This is a genomic window from Providencia sp. PROV200, assembly GCF_049901995.1.
Taxonomy (GTDB): domain Bacteria; phylum Pseudomonadota; class Gammaproteobacteria; order Enterobacterales; family Enterobacteriaceae; genus Providencia; species Providencia rettgeri_E.
The window spans coordinates 523504-543014 of record NZ_CP096307.1 but is presented as its reverse complement, the minus strand read 5'-3'; the positions used below and the strand labels follow the sequence as shown (position 1 = coordinate 543014).

Annotated in this window: 16 protein-coding genes; 4 read left to right on the top strand and 12 right to left on the bottom strand. The window is 41.4% G+C overall.

All coding sequences use genetic code 11. The features are described from left to right. Positions 1–390: 390 nt before the first annotated feature. The 11 genes from M1E86_RS02360 to soxR form a co-directional block, all read right to left on the bottom strand. The gene (locus tag M1E86_RS02360) at positions 391–1386 is read right to left on the bottom strand and encodes a fimbrial protein (protein WP_213914397.1); all 996 of its coding nucleotides are present in this window, start codon (positions 1384–1386) and stop codon (positions 391–393) included. Beyond that, the gene (locus M1E86_RS02355; protein ID WP_333987929.1) at positions 1377–3860 is read right to left on the bottom strand and encodes a fimbria/pilus outer membrane usher protein; all 2484 of its coding nucleotides are present in this window, start codon (positions 3858–3860) and stop codon (positions 1377–1379) included. The genes M1E86_RS02360 and M1E86_RS02355 overlap by 10 nt, the downstream gene beginning before the upstream one ends. Positions 3861–3878: 18 nt before the next feature. Then, the gene (locus M1E86_RS02350) at positions 3879–4583 is read right to left on the bottom strand and encodes a fimbrial biogenesis chaperone (RefSeq protein ID WP_213914399.1); all 705 of its coding nucleotides are present in this window, start codon (positions 4581–4583) and stop codon (positions 3879–3881) included. A 59-nt stretch (positions 4584–4642) separates the two neighbouring features. Then, positions 4643–5269, bottom strand: a complete 627-nt coding sequence (locus M1E86_RS02345) for a fimbrial protein (protein ID WP_125892948.1) — start codon at positions 5267–5269, stop codon at positions 4643–4645. 534 nt (positions 5270–5803) lie between these two features. Continuing rightward, the gene (locus M1E86_RS02340; protein ID WP_333987925.1) at positions 5804–6697 is read right to left on the bottom strand and encodes a SphA family protein; all 894 of its coding nucleotides are present in this window, start codon (positions 6695–6697) and stop codon (positions 5804–5806) included. Positions 6698–6771: 74 nt separating this feature from the next. Continuing rightward, the gene (locus tag M1E86_RS02335) at positions 6772–8385 is read right to left on the bottom strand and encodes a phytoene desaturase family protein (protein WP_213914401.1); all 1614 of its coding nucleotides are present in this window, start codon (positions 8383–8385) and stop codon (positions 6772–6774) included. A gap of 3 nt (positions 8386–8388) precedes the next feature. Further along, positions 8389–9171 (bottom strand): cyclase family protein, encoded by a 783-nt coding sequence (locus M1E86_RS02330; RefSeq protein WP_213914402.1) that lies wholly within the window; start codon positions 9169–9171, stop codon positions 8389–8391. 14 nt (positions 9172–9185) lie between these two features. Beyond that, entirely contained in the window at positions 9186–9722 is a 537-nt protein-coding gene (locus tag M1E86_RS02325; protein ID WP_227528888.1) for a flavin reductase family protein, read from the bottom strand. A gap of 14 nt (positions 9723–9736) precedes the next feature. Continuing rightward, on the bottom strand, positions 9737–10981 hold the full coding sequence (locus M1E86_RS02320; protein WP_333987918.1) for a styrene monooxygenase/indole monooxygenase family protein: 1245 nt from the start codon (positions 10979–10981) through the stop codon (positions 9737–9739). Between the two features lie 35 nt (positions 10982–11016). Beyond that, positions 11017–11802, bottom strand: a complete 786-nt coding sequence (locus tag M1E86_RS02315; protein WP_125892958.1) for an SDR family oxidoreductase — start codon at positions 11800–11802, stop codon at positions 11017–11019. A gap of 232 nt (positions 11803–12034) precedes the next feature. Continuing rightward, positions 12035–12532: a redox-sensitive transcriptional activator SoxR gene (gene soxR, locus M1E86_RS02310; protein ID WP_125892960.1), complete on the bottom strand. Its 498-nt coding sequence runs from the start codon at positions 12530–12532 to the stop codon at positions 12035–12037. Between the two features lie 99 nt (positions 12533–12631). Here soxR and M1E86_RS02305 point away from each other — a divergent pair, with 99 nt between their 5' ends. The 4 genes from M1E86_RS02305 to M1E86_RS02290 are packed head-to-tail and all read left to right on the top strand — an operon-like array spanning position 12632 to position 17470. Next, entirely contained in the window at positions 12632–13060 is a 429-nt protein-coding gene (locus M1E86_RS02305; RefSeq protein WP_213914404.1) for a DoxX family protein, read from the top strand. Positions 13061–13072: 12 nt separating this feature from the next. Further along, complete coding sequence (locus M1E86_RS02300; RefSeq protein ID WP_125892964.1) at positions 13073–14182, top strand: efflux RND transporter periplasmic adaptor subunit; 1110 nt, start codon at positions 13073–13075, stop codon at positions 14180–14182. A gap of 10 nt (positions 14183–14192) precedes the next feature. Continuing rightward, positions 14193–17297 (top strand): MexW/MexI family multidrug efflux RND transporter permease subunit, encoded by a 3105-nt coding sequence (locus M1E86_RS02295; protein ID WP_213914405.1) that lies wholly within the window; start codon positions 14193–14195, stop codon positions 17295–17297. After that, on the top strand, positions 17294–17470 hold the full coding sequence (locus tag M1E86_RS02290; RefSeq protein WP_213914406.1) for a hypothetical protein: 177 nt from the start codon (positions 17294–17296) through the stop codon (positions 17468–17470). The genes M1E86_RS02295 and M1E86_RS02290 overlap by 4 nt, the downstream gene beginning before the upstream one ends. A 66-nt stretch (positions 17471–17536) precedes the next feature. Here the strand turns inward: M1E86_RS02290 and arnT are convergent, their stop codons facing one another. Then, positions 17537–19183, bottom strand: a complete 1647-nt coding sequence (gene arnT / locus M1E86_RS02285; RefSeq protein ID WP_213914407.1) for a lipid IV(A) 4-amino-4-deoxy-L-arabinosyltransferase — start codon at positions 19181–19183, stop codon at positions 17537–17539. Positions 19184–19511: the final 328 nt, after the last annotated feature.

Below are 19511 nucleotides of genomic sequence, written 5' to 3'. Positions count from 1 at the left end.
TTGGTTTGTAGAGGCCGAATACAATCACATATCAAATTAAAAATAAAATTCAATGAGTTGAAAAAAACATTGCTGTGAAATTAAATTAATTAACAACCATAAACGTATTTAAAAAATAAGTAATAATACGTTTTAAAATAGATTATATTTGACCTTAGTTAAGTCGAGCGGAATGATACTAAGTTAAATTTTTATGTCAACACACTTTCTAATAAATAATTACACTTTGTCGATTTGATTTATATCTTAGAAGTAAAAAATACATTTACATTCAAATTACTAGATAAAAAAAACCGCTATAAAAATAACAAAAAAAATGATCCCCTAATAAAACACTAGGGAACCATTTCAATTTAATTAATATAGATATATTTACTATAGATGTTTTTACTAATCGTAAGAAATATTAAAAATCATCTTAGCTTGTATTTTTCCTGGTGTTATTTCTTTTTTATATTGATAATATTTAGCTATGTAATTAAGATTTATTGATTTTTCTTGAAGTATTCCCACACTTCCTACCAAATAATTTTTATCCCATTCCAATGGTTTATCTTCTTTGGTCAGAACCTGTACCCCTACCCCATCCGCCGCTTGAAGCTCTGTTGAACTATTTTCAAGTACACCTTGAGTTTTATTTGTATCTGGTGCAAGTTCACCATTAAACGACATATAAATATTAGATGTATTGGACGCATTAACACCGCCGCTACATAACATAGTAATCGCAAAGGGTGTTAAACCTGCAGTTGATCCTAAACCTGTAAACTCACTTTTTTTCACTGATTTCATTATGACATTTTGGTTTACGCCAGAGGTTATTTTGCAGGAAGGAGAAACAATCGTAATAGCATCAGCATTCAAACGTGTTATCAATGCAGGAGATATCGAGTCAGGTAAATAACCATAACGGGTGTACTCTCCTTGGTGGATTGACCCCGAACCAGTGACATCTGCAATTTTAATCACTTGAATGGTAAACGTAGATCCCGCGAGTACAACATTTTTTGTACCTTCTCCAGGCACGGTATAATGGCCGGGATAAGTGATTTTTATCTTCCCGCCATCAGCATCACGAATAAACCGCAAGCCAATTCCAGGCACATTCGTTTCGATAATATTATCCCCAGACATAGGCTTACTAGCGACAACTTTTGCATCTAATACCGTACCGCCGCTACATTCAGCCCATACAGATGTTGCCATATCCATATTCCATGTTCGTTCCCGAATTATAGTACCAACGGGTAATTCAGGGCTCACGACCACGCGACCTAATTCCATGTTAATGTCGACGGGGGGCACTGAGGAGCGAACACAGTCAGCCATCACAGGAGTGCTAACGCAAAAAATAGCAGAAAAATAATATAAATAAACTATTCGCATATTATGTTCCTATTCAATTCAATTTGTTTGTTAAGCAAGAATGAGCACTCCCCCTCATGCCAAACAACCGTTGCCTTACCTTCATATTCATCATTAACAAATATATTACTCCCCTGCCCGACACTGCCTATCGATGCTCCTGAGTCCCCTTTAATTTCAGCGCCAAATGGAAGTGGTTGATTGTTAATGCGTTTAACTTCAAATACTTTACTCTTTTCAACTTTCGTACCAAAGCTGACTTTAACGATACTCCCTTCATAAGGGACTACGTTTTTAAGTGTATTTTGAAAAACAATATCTTCTGAGCTTCCTTTAGGGTCGAGTTCAATAGTATTGACGCGATATGGGCGCATATAAGATGCAAGTGCATAGCCTTGACTATCAATATGAGTCCCCGGAGATCCTACAATTGAAGCTCCCTGAGCATCTTTCGCTTCTATCAAAGCCATCGTTTGGGATATATTTGGCGAAAAAGTGACGCCATCGGCATGAAACACCATTGAACCATTAGCGCCTAGAGCATACTGACGATAACGTTTTCCATGGCTATAACTTGCATTTAAAGCAGAATAAGGCGTTCGATAAGCAGTATTTAATGCGATGTTATTATTACTATTATTTGAGAAAGAAGAGTTTATGCCATAAACCCAATTGTTATCTTCATCGAGAGAACCATTAATCCCTAGTTGGGTTGCATCAAATGATGAGTTATTGAAAATAGTATTTGATGTCAATGAGATATGTTGGTTATCACCAAAATATAATGGATAACTAAGGTTAATACTTATCCTGTCGTCTTTACTATTATTATAATTGTCGGAATAAAGCCGTATAAAAGAAATGGAGTAAGATAACTTATCAAAATGATTATAATAGTTAAATTGGTATTGTTTTTCAGTGTCCCTATCATCCCAATAATCAACTATCCGCCCAGTAAAATAAAAACCACCATAGCTTTCGGGGAGTTCTTGGTTAATGGTGTAATTGAGACTTTTCTTTTCATGCCGTAGTTGGCTAGTTGTTTGGCGCTTTTCATTATCAATAAGATAAAGTGATTCATTCAAATTATAGTAAGACTCATTTGAACGAACATTACCGCTAACAATAAAGTTCGTTTTTGTATCTGAAAATAATTTATTTAATGTTAACTGATGATTAAAACCATTTTCTCGATGGTTTTGTGTTTTCATTCTTGCACTCGTAATGTCGTAAGCCAACGCCCCGACTTGCGTATTAATAGCAGTACCCAGCATGTACGCTTGATAATCATCATACGCATTAATACCCGTATAGAATGTGAAATAATTATTGTAGCCATGCTGTAATGTCCCTTGAATAATATAAGGGCGGTGATGATAACTATTTTGATCTAACTTACCTGTTGCTATTTGGTAGCGGGTAAACTTAGGTCTTAAGAGCTGGGGTAATGAAGAATACGGAACAAAAAAAGAGCTTTCACTTCCATCCGCTTCTTTGATAATCACTTCAAGGTCATTACCATAACCTGACGGCGTTACATCTTGTAAATTAAATGGCCCCGGAGGAACAGTCGTTTGATAGATAACGGTGTTATTTTGTCGAACAGTAACTAATGCATTACTTTGGGCTATCCCACGGATTTCCGGTGTATAATTTGTAACACCATCAAGGTACATACTGTCATCCGTTGCTATTTTCACACCCCGTAAACTCACACTATCAAATAAGTTACCTTCGGTATAAAATTGCCCCATCGTCATGGTTGATTTCATAGACACTAATGGCGCTTGAAGATAAGTTTGATTGCTATCCCATCGAAAACTGTCACCTTCCTGCCATGCTGCATTACCGATGTGTTTTAATTGCCAACCGTTATATGAAAAACCCGAATTAATGCCAAGATACATCGTGGAATAGCGTTCAATGGATGAGTCTGAAAGGTTATTACTGTAAAAGTTAGCTTGATACGCTGTATTTAATGCAGGAATTCCTTTGTCCCAGAATTCAGGTGGCACATAGCCAGCTTGTGACTGTATGATATAAAGTTGAGGTAGCGTTAAATCTAACCTGAGGCTTGTCGGGTCGAAAGTTTCCTTAATATTACTATCGTTGTTCCATTCCTTCAGAAAACCACACGGTTGTTCACTACGACTGAGAGTTGGATTCAATGCGGTAGTATTAATTGATAAACTCATTAATAGAGTATTTGAATAACAGGCTGCTATATTTTGCTTATCTCTTTTGCTTAATTGAATTTCATGTCGACCTTTCCAATAGCCATTAACATAAAAATCAATTGAGTAAAGCCCTTCCTTTAATTCATTTTCATTAAAATGGGTAAGATCGATACTTTCCTGGCTGCCGACAATAAAACCACTATTAAACTCATATATTTCATCTGAGCTTTGTTCTTCAGCGTGAACTTCACTGGTTACAACCAATATGGGAACAATCGATAATGTGAAAAAAATAGCTTTATTTTTTTTAAATCGCATATTCATCCTTGCATCCGATCATTTTACTTTTATTTTTGCTGGAACCTCTGCACCATAATCATTAATATTATTGATTGTTATATTATCTCCTGAATTCACGACGCCATTAATTTTGATCGTTTGAGATTCCCCCGGCGCTAACATAAATGCTTCGGTATTAAGTGTTTTCTTCTCGTCATTAATCGCAGTGATTGTAATAAAAAAGGGAGTGGGGTTCTTAACTTGGATATTTTGTTTACCAGAAAAAATCTGTAACTGTTCAGGGGCTAACTCTCTACTACCCAATTTTTTCGGACGATACATAAATTTAAAGCGAGAGCGAATTGCGAGTTGTAGCATATTTTGCTCAGCGTTTCTTTCTGATTTTGTAATTGGTGGAATATCCAATAAATTTAACCAATATAACGTTTCTTTATCTGTGGACAATAATGTTCTATCAACCAATTTTATCCGAATTGTTTGCCCGCCATTTGCAGAAATTTTGGATATTGGTGGTGTTATTTGAAAAGGCGTTTTAATTGTTTCTGGAAGGGCCTTCGGGTCACCTTCGTCAAGCCAAACTTGAGCAACCGCAGGTCTGTTTGCTGTATTATTTAGTTGGACCGTAATTTCTTTGTCATTTTCAGAGTAAATAAACCGAGTACCATTAACAATGATATTATTGGCAAAAGAAAAATGACAAATAAACAACAAAGAAATATTTAATAAACTCAGTATTTTCATTTTCACCTCTTTTAGAGGCGGTAGTAAAACTACCGCCTATTATAACAAAAATGCAAAAATTACTTATACGTTATTTCATAGGTTGCATAGCTATTAACTAAACCCGTTGTCACAATAGAAGGGCTTGGTGCTGAATAGCCAATAAAATAAGTAAATCGAGCACCATCTTTAATCGATGTTAAGTCTGTAACAACTTTTGCTTGATTTGGATCACCAGGGATAATTTTAGTGCCGGATAAAGAAGAATCACCTTTTGTTGCTAACACAAGCTGGATATTTTTAGCTCCTGTTGACTCTGTATTTGCTAAATATCCCTCTGCTCCTGTAGGTGGATTCTGTAGTATATTACCGCCATTCCAATATACACCAATTCGTTTCATATCTAATTTAACATCAACGTCTGCACGTGTTGATGTTGCTGTTTGAGTACAGTTTGTTACATCAATAACAAATGATTTCGGTTTTAAATATGTAAAAGCAGCGGCGGCTTTCACTTCTTTAATTGAAACTGGCGCTAAATATACGCTAGCGTTACTTCCTTGACCATCAACTGAAATAGTACAAGAAATATCAGTAACTTTACCAAAAAAATTCACCTGACCACCACCAACAGTATCGGTTGCGGCAAATGAATTTAATGAAAAACAGCTTGTTGTAATCATCGCAGTTAATAATAGTTTTTTCATGATATGTCCCTCTAATTAAAGAGCAGTATTTACATTAGATTTTAATTAAACAAACCCAAAGTAGAGCGCTTAATTATTAATGAATGTTAGCAGATGTTTCTTTATTAATATTTTGAAAACTAATACTAGATATTACTTCATGATAAAAAACCAGATTTAAAACAACCGTACTCTGGATGACATTAATCATAATACATAAAATTAAACTAAATTAAATGTTTTATTTGACATTTAATGTTTATTTAAGGGTGTTATGGAAATAATCAAATTAAACATAAAGATAGAAACTTAATTATTTAAAAGAATTAAATGCAGGAGAAAATTCGGGATAAGAAAATACACTAAAATGGATATAGCTTTAATATATTACTTAAGTTTTTATACATAGAAAATACGTGTATATACTTTAAATTAAAAATAATAAAGAAAATTTAAAATGCGTATAATTACTATAAATTTAAGTATTAATAAGAGTAACGCCATATAGTATTAAAACTATATGGCGTTATAGAGAAAAGACGTGTCTATAATGAGTTAAAATGGAATTGATGCTTTCAAATAAATTTGTGAACCTTCAGGCCGGTTTCTAACTTCAAAATCTTTTTCCCATTTAGCAGTAAATAGCCACCCTTGCGGGTTAGCATAGCGAATTGAAGGCCCAATAGAATAGGCTCGAGCTTTTCCTTGAGCTGAATTTGGTCCGCTATCATCTGTCGTTTGCCAAAATGCATAGCCCCCAATACCTGCCACCCAACCATTGCCGAACCCCCAACCTAGTGCATAATCAGCGTGAAATGCTTGCCCTGACCGGGTTTTTGTGTCGTTATTACGAAAGTTAAAGTCATACATCATTTTCAAATCTGCATTTATACCAACAGGCGGTATATAACTAATTGCCCAAACTGGCTGTAATGCCCAATAATTTCTTCCAAGGCTAGATGGATCCGTTTTGCTGTATTTACCTGTCGGTGCATAGGCATCTAATCCCACAACATAATGCAAATCAGCTGAAGGATGAAAACCTAAAGCAGGACCAAAAGTCACATCACCGAGACCCCGACTGGTCTCTTTTTGGCCTGCCGCTTTTGCGGTCACATCTAGCAACGGCAAAATGGTATGGAAAGCTAGATCACCGCCAAAAACTTTTTGATCAGTCACCCAAATAAAACGCGGTGCCAATACGTTAACATTCACACTAAAGCCTGGAACCGGTATTTTATCCCCTTTATTATCACGAACGCTGTCATAATGGGCATTTCCCCCATACATCAGTACATGTACCCCTTGCGGTGGCAGCGCCCCTGACATAAAGTTTTCTAACCCATCGGGATATACCCCTAAACCGCCACCTTCAGTGGCAATCGCACCAAACGAAAGTACGCTGAGACACGAACCTGCTACAAGCTTACTGATTGTTATTTTTTTCATCATGTTTCCTGCCATAGTGGGTTGTCTTACTGTGTGTGCTTTACCTGTTATGTCGCAAATCCTTTGCGGATTTATTATGTCCTGCGTTTGACTGCTAATTTCTGGGCAACAAGGTAACCTGAACCGCCCCCCAAACCGGGACCTGGGTGTGTTGAAGCGCCGATATGAAAGAGGTTTTTGACTGCGGTTTGATGCGTCTTTGTCTGGCCAGTCGCTGCGAAAGGGCGCAACCAGAAAAACTGATCGGGGGAGCAGGTTCCTGAATAAGGGTCGCCACCCACAAGGTTACAGTTGTAGCTTTCTAGGTCAGCGGGAGAGATTGCCTTGCGTCCCACGATCAAATGAGAAAAGCCAGGCATTACGAGCTCTAAACGCTGTTGAATTCGGTCGGCAACTGCTTCTCTGACTTGTTCATTCCAACGTCCATCATCGGGTATTAAAATTTCACCAGCAGAATCCCCTTTTAAAACTCGAGGTAACTCTTGCATCTGGATCCATAAGATCCACCCACCATCGGGGGCTCGACTGGGATCAAGTGCAGTCGGTTGGCCAATACCAAATGTCGGTTTATCGGGTAAATAACCATTATTTGCCTGTGTCACCGACAAACACACCTGCTCCATGCTTTCAGTGAAATGCACCAGTGGTACATTTAACAACTCAGGATTGCACCAAGGAGGAGGGGCGCTTAAAGCAAAATGAATTTGCATACCTGCACGCCCATAGCGGTAACCTCTCGCTTTTTCCCTCACTTGTGGCGAAATATTTTCGAGTAACGAACCATACAACTGTGTTGGGGTAACGTTACAAACCACGCTTTCCGACGCAGCAATGATTTGCCCATTCACCTTCACACCGGTTGCCCGTTGATTTTTCCCCTCACCTTGGGTGATGATTTTTTCAACATGCATACCCGTTTTTAGTTTGCCGCCGTTCGCTTCAATAACCTTTGCAAACGCTTCCACGATACGAGAACTGCCACCTCTCACCACTGGCATACCACCAGCCACCACCGCTGCAAAAGTCAATTTGCCAATTAATGCAGAACTGGCTTCATCCGGCCCAAGTCCGGTATGTAATACCCACGGCGCCATCAAAGCTCGGCTAAAGTCGTGCTGTAATTCACGTTCTGACCAACGGCGAAAGCTTTCTATTCCGGCTTTTGCAAAATCAAGCAAGCCATCGACCCCGCGTTTGCGCCATTCAGAGAACAATAATTTCAACATATTAGCGCTGTATGGGTTTTGCCCTAATAGGCCAAAGGTGAGCGCTGCATCTTGTGTAAATAGCTGGTCTGCCATCTTACGAAATGCAAGACCATCACCCGGAGCCAACTGGTCGAGCTGCTTAGCCGCTTCAGAAATATCCCGTTTTAATGCAATCGATTGACCATCCGGTTGCACTAACCCCGTTGAATAATCACATTGAGCAAACTCTAATCCATACGGCTTTAAATAGGGTTCGAGCTCTTGGTAGCCAGGGCTACCAACAAATAAGGAGTACCAACAAGAAAGGAGATCGTGGGTATAGCCCTCAAATAAATTTTCAGTGCGAATGCAGCCCCCTAAGCGGTCATTTCGCTCAAGAACAAGGACTGATTTCCCACGTACCGCCAACAAGGCGGCACACATTAAGGAGTTCATCCCACTGCCCACCACAATTACCTGAGGGGTTGAGTTTGTTGTCATACCTCACCCCACAAGTGCAAGTACACGTAATGGGCTGCCTGAGCCACCTTCAATTTTAAGTGGCGCAGCAACAACCACGACACCTGTCGCAGGCAGTTTGTCGAGGTTCGTCAAACATTGCAGGCCATATTTATTGTGACCATGCATTAAAGTATGGCAAGGGTAAGGTACCGGCCAACTATATGACTGCCCTGCATCCGTATTGATAGTTTCAACACCAAACCCTTTAACATCACGCTGGTGAATAAGCCACTCTACCGCTTCTTGGGATGGCCCCGGTGTGTGTGCACCATCTTCACGCATACTGACATAGGCAACCGGGTCATTCGCCTTTTTCGACCAATCAGTTCTAAAAAGCACCCAAGCAGCTTTAGGAATTGTGCCGTGCTTTTCTTCCCACTTTTGTAGAAACTCGACAGTTAACACCCAGTCAGGGTTTTGAGCCACTTCCGCACTGGCATCTACTACAACGGCTGGCGCTACAAAGTTTTCCACTGGAATGGTATCCACCGTATTATTGATTTGGTCTTTACCGCTAATCCAATGAATTGGTGCATCAAAATGCGTTCCGGTATGTTCTCCGCAACTAAAATTATTCCAATACCATGCAGGGCCGTTATCATCATAACGAGAAATCTGTTCCATGCTAAATGACCAGACTTGCCCGAATTGCTCAGGCAATTGCAGGGCTGGAAATGAAGGCGATAAAGTTTGTGTCAGGTCGATAACTTGAATATTTCCTTGCTGCAACTGTGCTGAAAATGCCATTAATGTTTGCTGGTTCATCGTCTCTTCCTCACTTAAGGTGCTTCATGTAATGCAGTAAAACTACCGCCATGAAACACTAACGGTTTCCCCGCTTCACTGCCGATACGGCGAACATGCCCCACCATCAATAAGTGGTCGCCAATCGTGTCTTGTTTATGGTTTTCACATACCAATGTCGCTATCGCTCCATGCAATGCAGGGATCCCTTCTGGTGTAAGGTGAATTGCTACATCTTCAAATTTATTTTCGATACGCGGGTTCGCAAAACGCATTGCAAGTTCTTGGTGCCCGTGACCTAATATATTGATAGTGAAATGAGCACAATCACGAAATACGGATAAGTTTGGTGAATGGTTCACTAAGCTCCATAGCACTAGCGGTGGGTCAAGTGATAGCGATGCAAACGAGTTGATAGTCAACCCAACATCACGGCCATCTGCAGTTCGAGTGGTAACAATCGCAACCCCTGTTGGATAGCAGCCCAGCAGATTACGCAATATTTTTGATTCAAACTCGGTATCGCCCCATTCCCTATCACACATGAGTGTATCCTCTGCAATCATAGACATACTGATATCCCCCATTAAGCTCGCGCTTCTTCCATCATTTGCGATTGAATATAGGTCTCACAGGCAGCCCCATCTTTCCACCAAGGGAATAATACGGGCGGGTAATTAAAGGCATTGGCGATGGTGTGTGCTAAGGATGGCAACTGCTGGGCTGCATCCAATAAGTGTAAAATATGGGGCTCAGGAGGGGCGAGTAAGGAATTGGTCCATTCCACAACATGGCGGCCATACTTCCAGAACTGCTCAAATGTGTCATTCATCCACTCGGCAGTGTAAGGCTTGTCACCATGGGCTAAAATAGCGTCATAATAGACTTTACAAGCCTTGGTGGCATTATTTGAACCTTGCCCCGTTAGTGGGTCATTGGTGACTAACGCATCGCCAAGACCAAATACAATATTGCCTGATGGTAGAGTTAACACCGGTTTTCTCACTGTTGGTGCAAATCTTCCGGCTAGAATGCCATTATCATCAGTTAACTCAACGTGATGGCAACGCTCTGCTTCCCAAGGTAAATAGGTATTAAGAATTTTTTTACTGTAAGCCAAATGTTCCTGTGGAGTACGCGCTTCATTCCACTGATCCATCGGCCCACCGGGGATCCCTTCAAACACCATGATGTGGCAATCACCGCTATTCGTCAGTGATGGGAATACAAAATACTCGCCAACACCGGGGATCAAATTGAAAGAAACTTGAGAGAATTCCGGTGTTGGTAACATGCCATGCACATAAGTCAGTGCCAAGGCGCGCTGTGGTTTGTCATAAGGTGAACGGGTGGCATCGCGCTCAAGCAATTTAACAATTTCCCCTTTCCCACCCGCTAACACAACTAAATCGTGCGTTTGCGCTAAGTGCTCCAGCTCTGCGACGCCAACATCTTCAATCCGTAAATTACCGCCACGAGCAGCAAATAATTCCATCCAGTAAGGCATTTTGATACGTTGGTCGACGGCTTGGGCATAATTATCGAGGCGCGAACGCCAAGAAATCACTTTTTCGCCTGCTTTTTCGGGATTAGGCACGGTAAAACCAATGCCTTCAACTGGCGGACATTGCTCTTCCCAAAAATTAATCCCTAAATCACGTTCAAATTGCAGTGAAATATCGAACATGCACTGGCTCGACATCACTCGGCCATTTTTAACATCTTCTGGAGTCCGGTTTGTTGCAACCGTGACTTCATAACCTTTATTGAGTAGACCCAAAGCTAATGGCATACCCGCTTGACCACCACCTACAATAGCAATTCGACGCATAGTATTTTCCTCTACAAAATAGTTAAAGTGGTGTCTTATTCAGCAAGACGGGGAATTGCGGGTTTAGCCTGTTCAGGCCCCATAGCGGAATAGCCGCCATCGACAGCGTAATCTGCACCAGTAACAAAACTGGCCAAATCAGACAGTAAGAACGCGACAACTTGAGCGACTTCTTCTGGGTCACCAACGCGTTTTAATAAGTGGTAATCAGCGGCAACACGGTCTGTTTTTTGACGATCCCCCCCCGTGATTTCATCCATAACTCGGGACCAGGTCCATCCTGGGGAAACGGAATTTACACGAATTCCTTCAGCCGCATAATCCATTGCTTGGCTGCGAGTTACCTCTAACATAGTGGCTTTAGATGCAGGGTAGAGCCAACGACCTGTTTGGGCGACAGAAGAAGAAATGCTGGTAAAGTTGACGATGGCACCTTTGCCCGACTTGACGAAATGCGCTTTGGCAAACTGCGCTGCCATCACCGCACTCACTACATTAATATTCAACGCAGTGAGCCAATCCTGCCTTGTCGATAACTGGCCTTCATCAAGATAAGTGGCTGCCAGATTAACTAAAAAATCGAGTTGGCCATATTTCTGCGCAACACGGTCAATACCTTGTTTAAGCTGTTGGTCATCTGTGATATCAACAGGAATAAAGTCAATATTGGGCTCACTTTGAGCGACTTTTTCACCATTCACGGCATCAATATCAAAAATCGTGACTTTTACACCGTAATCACTCAATACTTTCGCGACGGTTGCACCAATTTTGGTCGCTCCGCCAGTCACAATGGCAATCTTATTATTCAAACCTTTCATCGTTGTCACCCTCTTTCACCTTCATCTGGTTACAATGAATTCACAAAAAATTAACATAACGGATAGTTACGCAAATATGCGGGAAAGGGGTAGCCGATGGACGCAAAAAATATCCATTTTGTGCCGCAATTTAAATAATAAGATGATGATATAACTAGACAAATAGCCACTCTCGGCAGTGGCTATCCAAATAATGAAAAGTATGATTAATCGCAAAAATAAATAAAATAGATTATGGACGTTCTAAAATACGGGCGCCAGGGCCTCTCTTGCCCAGTACATCATCAGGGTTACGCAGCGGGCAATCACTTAATGATAAACAACCGCAACCAATGCAGTTATCCAACTCATTACGTAAACGAGTCAGTTGCCGAATGCGCTTATCTAAAGATTTACGCCATTGTGTCGACATCTCCTTCCATTGCTCGGAAGTGAGTGCACTATTTGCAGGAAAACGCCCTAATGCCTCTTGAATTTCATGTAATGGGATCCCCGTACTTTGTGCAACTTTAATAATGGCAATATAGCGAAGGACAACGGAATGAAATCGCCGCTGATTCCCTTGAGTGCGCGTACTTTGAATTAGCCCCTTTGATTCATAAAAATGGACTGTAGAAACAGGCACTCCCGAGCGTTTTGCCACTTCGCCAACCGTTAATGCCCGCGTAAAATCAATTTTTTTCCCCTCATTTCTCTGCGGTTTTATCGTTTTTGTGTCTTTGTCTACCATTTTAGCTCACCTGTGCTTGACCTCAACTTAACTTAAAGTTTTATAGTGCCACCCTGCTAGTTTGTCAATTGAGGTTATTTTTTTAAAGGGGATAGGTTTATGCCATCGGTGATTACCAAAATGTTAGAAAGCAATAGCTTATGGATTATTGCTCGCTTACTAGTCTTGGTTTTATTTATTTCATCTGGTTTAGCCAAAGTTTTTGATTATGAAAATAGTCTGGCTGAAATGCGTGCTGCAGGTCTTCACCCAGATTGGTTTTTCAATATTGCTTCTGCTGCTGTCATGTTAGTTGGCTCCGCGCTTGTGCTATTTAACCGTCTTTTATGGCTTGGTACTGGAGCATTAGCCGTGTTTTTGTTCCTCACGATTGTGGTTGTCCACACCTTTTGGAACTACACGGGAGAACAAGCTCAAATCGCGATGTTTTGGGCAATTGAACATATTGCTGTTATTGGGGGCTTAATCGCTATCGCCATTGCAGGGCATTTTAGAGGTCTTTATTTCGCGTTAAAAACGCAGAAATAGAAGGAAAATTTAATGAATAAAAAAACAATAATGACACTTTGTTCCGTTTTAATTGCTGTTGGGGCGGGTAGCGCGATTTATTCAACCTACGCCCAAAATGAAGAAGACGAACAAGCAGCCTACCAATATCCACCCGTAAAAGTGGCATTGGCTCCTGTTAGCTTAGATACCGCGCCTCGCACTTTTTACGGTGTGGGTGAATTAGAAGCTGGCAGCCAAGTCCTAGTCGCGGCAGAAACCAATGGCCGTATTACGAAAATTGCATTTGAATCTGGCCAGCAAGTCAAAAAAGGTCAATTATTAGTACAACTCAACGATGCTGTTGAACAAGCGGACTTATCACGCTACCAAGCACAGTTGCGTAATGCGGCTCGCTTATACGAAAGAACCCGTTCATTATCTGCGCAACATTTAGTGGCGGAGGCTCAAGTAGATAGCACCCGTGCTGAACGTGATATTGCTCAAGGCCTGATCCGCCAAACCCAAGCATTAATTGCGCAAAAAACAATCCGAGCGCCATTCGACGGGACAATCGGTATTCGCCAAGTCCATGAAGGGCAATATTTAAACCCTGGTGAAGCCATTGCCAGTTTGGTGGATACCCAAACCTTAAAGCTCAATTTCTCTTTAGATGAACAGGCCTCACCGGAACTGCATCAAGGACAAATTGTTGATATTACGGTGGATGCTTATCCCAATAAAACATTTCCAGCCCGTATTACGGCCATTGACCCACTCATCGGCAAATCACGCACTATCGCCCTGCAAGCTACACTAGAAAATAGTGATGGCACATTAAAAGCCGGGATGTACGCCAATGTGAATGTGGTTCGCCAAGCCAGTAATGAAGTCATTACGATCCCAGAAACCGCCGTTACATATACCGCCTATGGCGATACCGTGTTTATTACACAAGGTGAAGGGGATGCGATGACCGTCAAGCGCGTGTCCGTGAAAACAGGGCAACGTTGGGATGGCAAAATAGAAATAGAACACGGCTTAAGTGCTAACGATAAAGTCGTCACCTCTGGGCAATTACGCTTAAACGACGGCTCTGCTGTCACCCCTGTCGCTCAAGATACATTGTCTGAACCAATCGCTAACACGGCTCAAGGTTCATAAGGAAGGCGCAATGAAATTTACTGATGTTTTTGTTCGCCGACCTGTTCTGGCTCTCGTGGTCAGTGCGCTAATTGTGTTAATAGGTTTATTTGCGTTGAGTAAGTTGCCTATTCGCCAATATCCACAACTTGAAAGCTCGACGATCACCATTACTACGCAATACCCTGGCGCGTCGGCTAAATTAATGCAAGGGTTTGTGACGCAACCCATCGCACAAGCGGTTTCCTCAGTGGAAGGTGTCGACTATCTGTCCTCTTCATCTGTGCAAGGAAGCAGCCTTGTCACCGTTCGAATGGAACTTAACCGAGACTCGACTCAAGCCCTTGCACAAGTCATGGCGAAGGTGAACCAAGTTCGTTATAAATTACCGAAAGAAGCTTATGACCCAGTGATTGAGCTTTCCTCTGGGGAATCCACTGCGGTTGCTTATATCGGTTTTTCCAGTACCAATTTATCCATTCCCGCCCTGACAGACTACATTTCTCGCGTTATTGAGCCAATGTATTCCTCAATTGATGGTGTTGCTAAAGTTCAAGTCTTTGGTGGGCAACAGTTGGCAATGCGTTTATGGCTGGATGCCGATAAATTAGCCGGCCGAGGGCTAACCGCTGCGGATGTTGCGCAAGCAGTTCGTCAAAATAACTACCAAGCGGCACCCGGTAAAGTCAAAGGCGAGTTCGTAATTTCTAATGTCTATGTCAATACCGACCTCACTAATGTCGATGAGTTTCGTGATTTAGTGATCCGCAACGATGGCAATGGGTTAGTACGTTTAAAAGATGTAGGAACCATTGAATTAGGGGCCGCTTCCACAGAAACCAGTGGTTTAATGAATGGTGAGCCTGCGATTTACCTTGGTTTATTTGCCACACCAACCGGTAACCCACTGGTAATCGTTGATGGTATGAATCAATTAATGCCAGACATCACCAAAACATTACCTCCCGGTGTTAAAGTCGAAATGGCATTTGAAACTTCGCGCTTTATTAAAGCGTCTATTGACCAAGTTACTAACACCTTAGTTGAAGCGTTACTGATTGTTATTGCTGTTATTTACCTATGTTTAGGGTCGATTCGTAGCGTGATCATCCCAATTTTAGCTATTCCACTATCAATGTTAGGTGCAGCTGCATTGATGATGGCATTTGGATTTAGTATTAACTTACTCACGTTACTGGCAATGGTATTAGCGATTGGTCTCGTCGTCGATGATGCTATCGTGGTCGTCGAAAACGTCCATCGCCATATTGAAGAAGGGAAATCACCGGTTTTAGCGGCTTTAATCGGTGCTCGTGAAGTGGCGGGCCCAGTTATCGCAATGACAATCACCTTGGCTGCAGTATATGCCCCTATAGGACTAATGTCGGGGTTAACAGGGGCTTTATTTAAAGAATTTGCGCTCACGTTGGCCGGTGCGGTGATTGTTTCTGGTGTCGTAGCCTTAACCCTCTCTCCTGTTATGAGTTCCTTCATGTTGAACTCAAAACAGAATGAAGGGCGTATGGCGCGTATGGCAGAAACCTTCTTCTCTACCTTAGCCCATTACTATACCATTGTATTGAATTTCTCCTTGAAAAACCGTTGGTTAACAGGGGTTATTGCCGTTGGCGTATTCATTAGTTTACCGCTGCTTTATCAATCTGCTCCTCGTGAATTAGCTCCGGTAGAAGACCAATCTAGCGTATTAACCGCTATCAAATCACCGCAGCACGCTAACCTCGAGTACGTAGAACGTTTTTCACGTAAATTACATGATGTTTTCATGGAATTACCGGAAACGGAGAGTACTTGGATTATTAACGGAACCGATGGCCCCTCCGCTAGCTTTGGGGGAACCAACTTGACATCATGGGAGCAACGCGACCGCGTCGCGTCTGAGATCCAAGGCGACTTACAAGGGCGCGTTGGTGATGTCGAAGGGAACAGCATTTTCGTTTTCCAATTGCCTGCATTACCCGGTTCAACTGGCGGCTTACCAATCCAAATGGTGCTCAGAAGCCCGCAGGATTATTCGGTACTCTACAAAACCATGGAGGAGATCAAGCAACAAGCACGTGAAAGCGGTCTGTTTATGGTGGTCGATAGTGACCTCGACTACAACAACCCAGTGGTAGAAATCCGCATTAACCGTTCAAAAGCAAATAGCTTAGGCATTCGTATGCAAGATATCGGTGAATCGCTGACCTTATTAGTGGGTGAAAACTATATTAACCGCTTTGGGATGGATGGCCGTTCTTATGATGTGATCCCTCAAAGTATTCGTAGCCAACGCTTAACACCGGAAGCCCTTTCACGCCATTATGTGAAATCGGAAGCGGGAACTATGATCCCACTGTCAACGGTGGTTGATATCAATACCCAAGTTGAACCGAATAAACTTACGCAATTTAATCAGCAAAATGCGGCAATTTTCCAAGCAATACCTGCTCCTGGTGTCACATTAGGCCAAGCTGTTGCCTACTTAGACGAAATAGCCAATGAGCTACCCGCGGGCTTTAGCCATGACTGGCAATCCGATTCGCGCCAATATAAACAAGAAGGAAACACCCTCGCCTTTGCCTTTATGGCGGCGCTCATCATTATTTACTTAGTCTTAGCGGCGCAATATGAAAGTTTAGTCGACCCATTGATTATCTTGATTACTGTTCCACTTTCAATTTGTGGTGCATTAATTCCATTGGCGCTTGGCTATGCGACATTGAATATTTACACCCAAATCGGCTTAGTCACATTGATTGGCTTAATCAGTAAACATGGAATATTGATGGTTGAGTTTGCCAATGAATTACAAGCCAATGAAGGGTTAGATAGGCGGCATGCTATTCTCAAAGCAGCACAAATTCGTTTACGCCCAATATTAATGACAACCGCAGCAATGGTGATTGGCTTAGTTCCACTGCTATTCGCCACTGGAGCAGGAGCAAATAGCCGCTTTGGCTTAGGCTTAGTGATAGTCACCGGTATGTTAGTTGGCACATTATTTACTCTGTTTGTTTTGCCGACCATTTATACCTTACTCGCCCGTAATCATAGTGCAACCGCACTAACACCAAGGCGCTATGAGCTTGCCGAAGCGAATCGCCTAATCAAAGAAACTGAGGAGACGTCCCAATGAGAAGTACGTTAACTAGCCGTCATCAACGTAACAACCGTACAGTCAACGAAGTGGAAGTGAATACGATGAGCAATAGCATGGCCATGCTATTAATTTATCATGGTCTCCCCGCAACTCTGGGAAAATCCTATTCAGCGCCGAACTCGAGCACTTTAAATAAGCCTACGCGCTAATGTGAATAGCCGCCAAACCATTTTAGGTTTGGCGGCTATTATCAAGAATATCCTAACGTACTGTCCCTATTGGCCTTCATAAAAGGCTAAAACAAGATTACCTTCCCGAATAATAATTGGGTTGCCCGGTAATGCATCCAACAATTCACGCTGAGAATTTTCTACGACCACCGCCACATCTTTATAATGATAATTTTTTAATAAATCAGGTAGCTGCTTTAAGCTATAAAACCGATTAGCGGCATCTGGGTATTTTAGCCCGTAACCTAGCTCCCCAGTTTGGTGAAGCATCGTGATATCACTGCGTTTAAGTACCCATGCCAATGTAGTGCCTAACCCGACATTATTGGTTAACAATACGGTTTTATCCGCTAATTGGTGATGATATTTCGCAATCACCTCTTGTGGCGTATTATTACTGGCAATACGCGATGGGATAATATGACCTACAGTTAAGCTAATACCCACCGTACACATTGCAGCTAAATACCAAAACCGTTGTTTTAAAGAGACTAAAGCAACCAATAACCAAAAAATAAACGCGCCTGCGGCTAACCATAACTTTCCACTTTCATCGGCCTGAAACACGCTCAGTTTAGGGTAATAAGCAGAAGCAATAATTCCCCCAGCAATAACGCCACCTATCAGTGTGTTAATCAATGCATTCAAACGGATAGGCCGTGTTTTTTTCTCAGCAAGTATTTTTTCAATGTAGGCGGCCATAAGAACTGCAATAGGTGCAATACAAGGCAAAATATAGGTCAGTAATTTACCTTTGGTAATACTGAAGAAAACAAATGGCACAATAAACCACAATAGAAAATAAATATGTAACCCTTTTTGTTGCCATGCATGGCGCAGCGCACCAAAAAGGTAACCTAGCCAAGGTAATACCGCGGCGAGCAAAATAGGAATATAAAACCAAAATGGGGATTTATTTTGCGCATTATTTGCCATAAAACGTTGAATATGCTCAACCCAGAAGAAATAATTCCAGAAATCAGGTTCACGACTGGCAATAACGAAAGCCCAAGGTAAGCACACAACAAAAGCAGTGAACAGTGAAACAAACGAGAAAACAAATACTTCTTTGAATTGCTTAAAGTAAATAGCGGCAACGGAACAAACAAGTACTGGCAGCACTAAAACGAGAAAACCTTTTGTTAATACCCCTAGCCCACAGGCGACTCCCATCATGATGAAAGCGAGTAATTTATGAGAGAAGTATTTTGTCGTTAACCCCCACTGGAAAAAGAAAATCACCATAGTGATAAAGGCTGTCACGATGGGGTCAAGAATATTGTAGGTGCCGATAGTAAAAACCATCAACATGGAAAGGTAAATAAACACGGCATTGAAAGCGAGCCGTGAGTTTTTCCAAGCCATTTTGGCACTGAGATAAACAAATAGCCCACTGATTAATGTGCTAAATACTACGCCAAGGCGAACCGAAATGTTATTTTCACCAAATAACATTTGGAAAATAGCCCCGACCCAATAACCAAAAATAGGTTTCTCAAAATAACGGATATCTAAAAGCTCAGGAACGCTCCAATTATAACTAATAATCAATTCCCGACTAATTTCTGCATACCGTAGTTCATCCGGTTGCCACAATAACCTACCGTTTAACGGTAAAAAATAGGTTACTAGAACAAAACCAAATAACAGACACCATTTTAGGTAGGCAACTTTATTGTTTGCCATAATCATTTCATCTCAACCATTCTTGTTATTGATATTTAATAATTTTTTCGTTTGAACAAACACGCTCTTTTATTTAGCTATTATCGTTATGGCAATTAAACCTCATTTAAACAAATCGAACGTTAATTGATAGAAAGGTCGCTGTTTATAAACAATCAATAAATGAATACTACAATTCATATACAAAAAGAGATAAGAATCAAATGATAAGACTGAGTGTTTAAAGAATAGTTCAGTCTTTAAAAATAAGGTGAAAATTTAATTCGTTCTTAATATTAATCATTAATACAAAAAAGTGTACGGCAGTTTATAAACAAAAACCGGTCAGGGCATT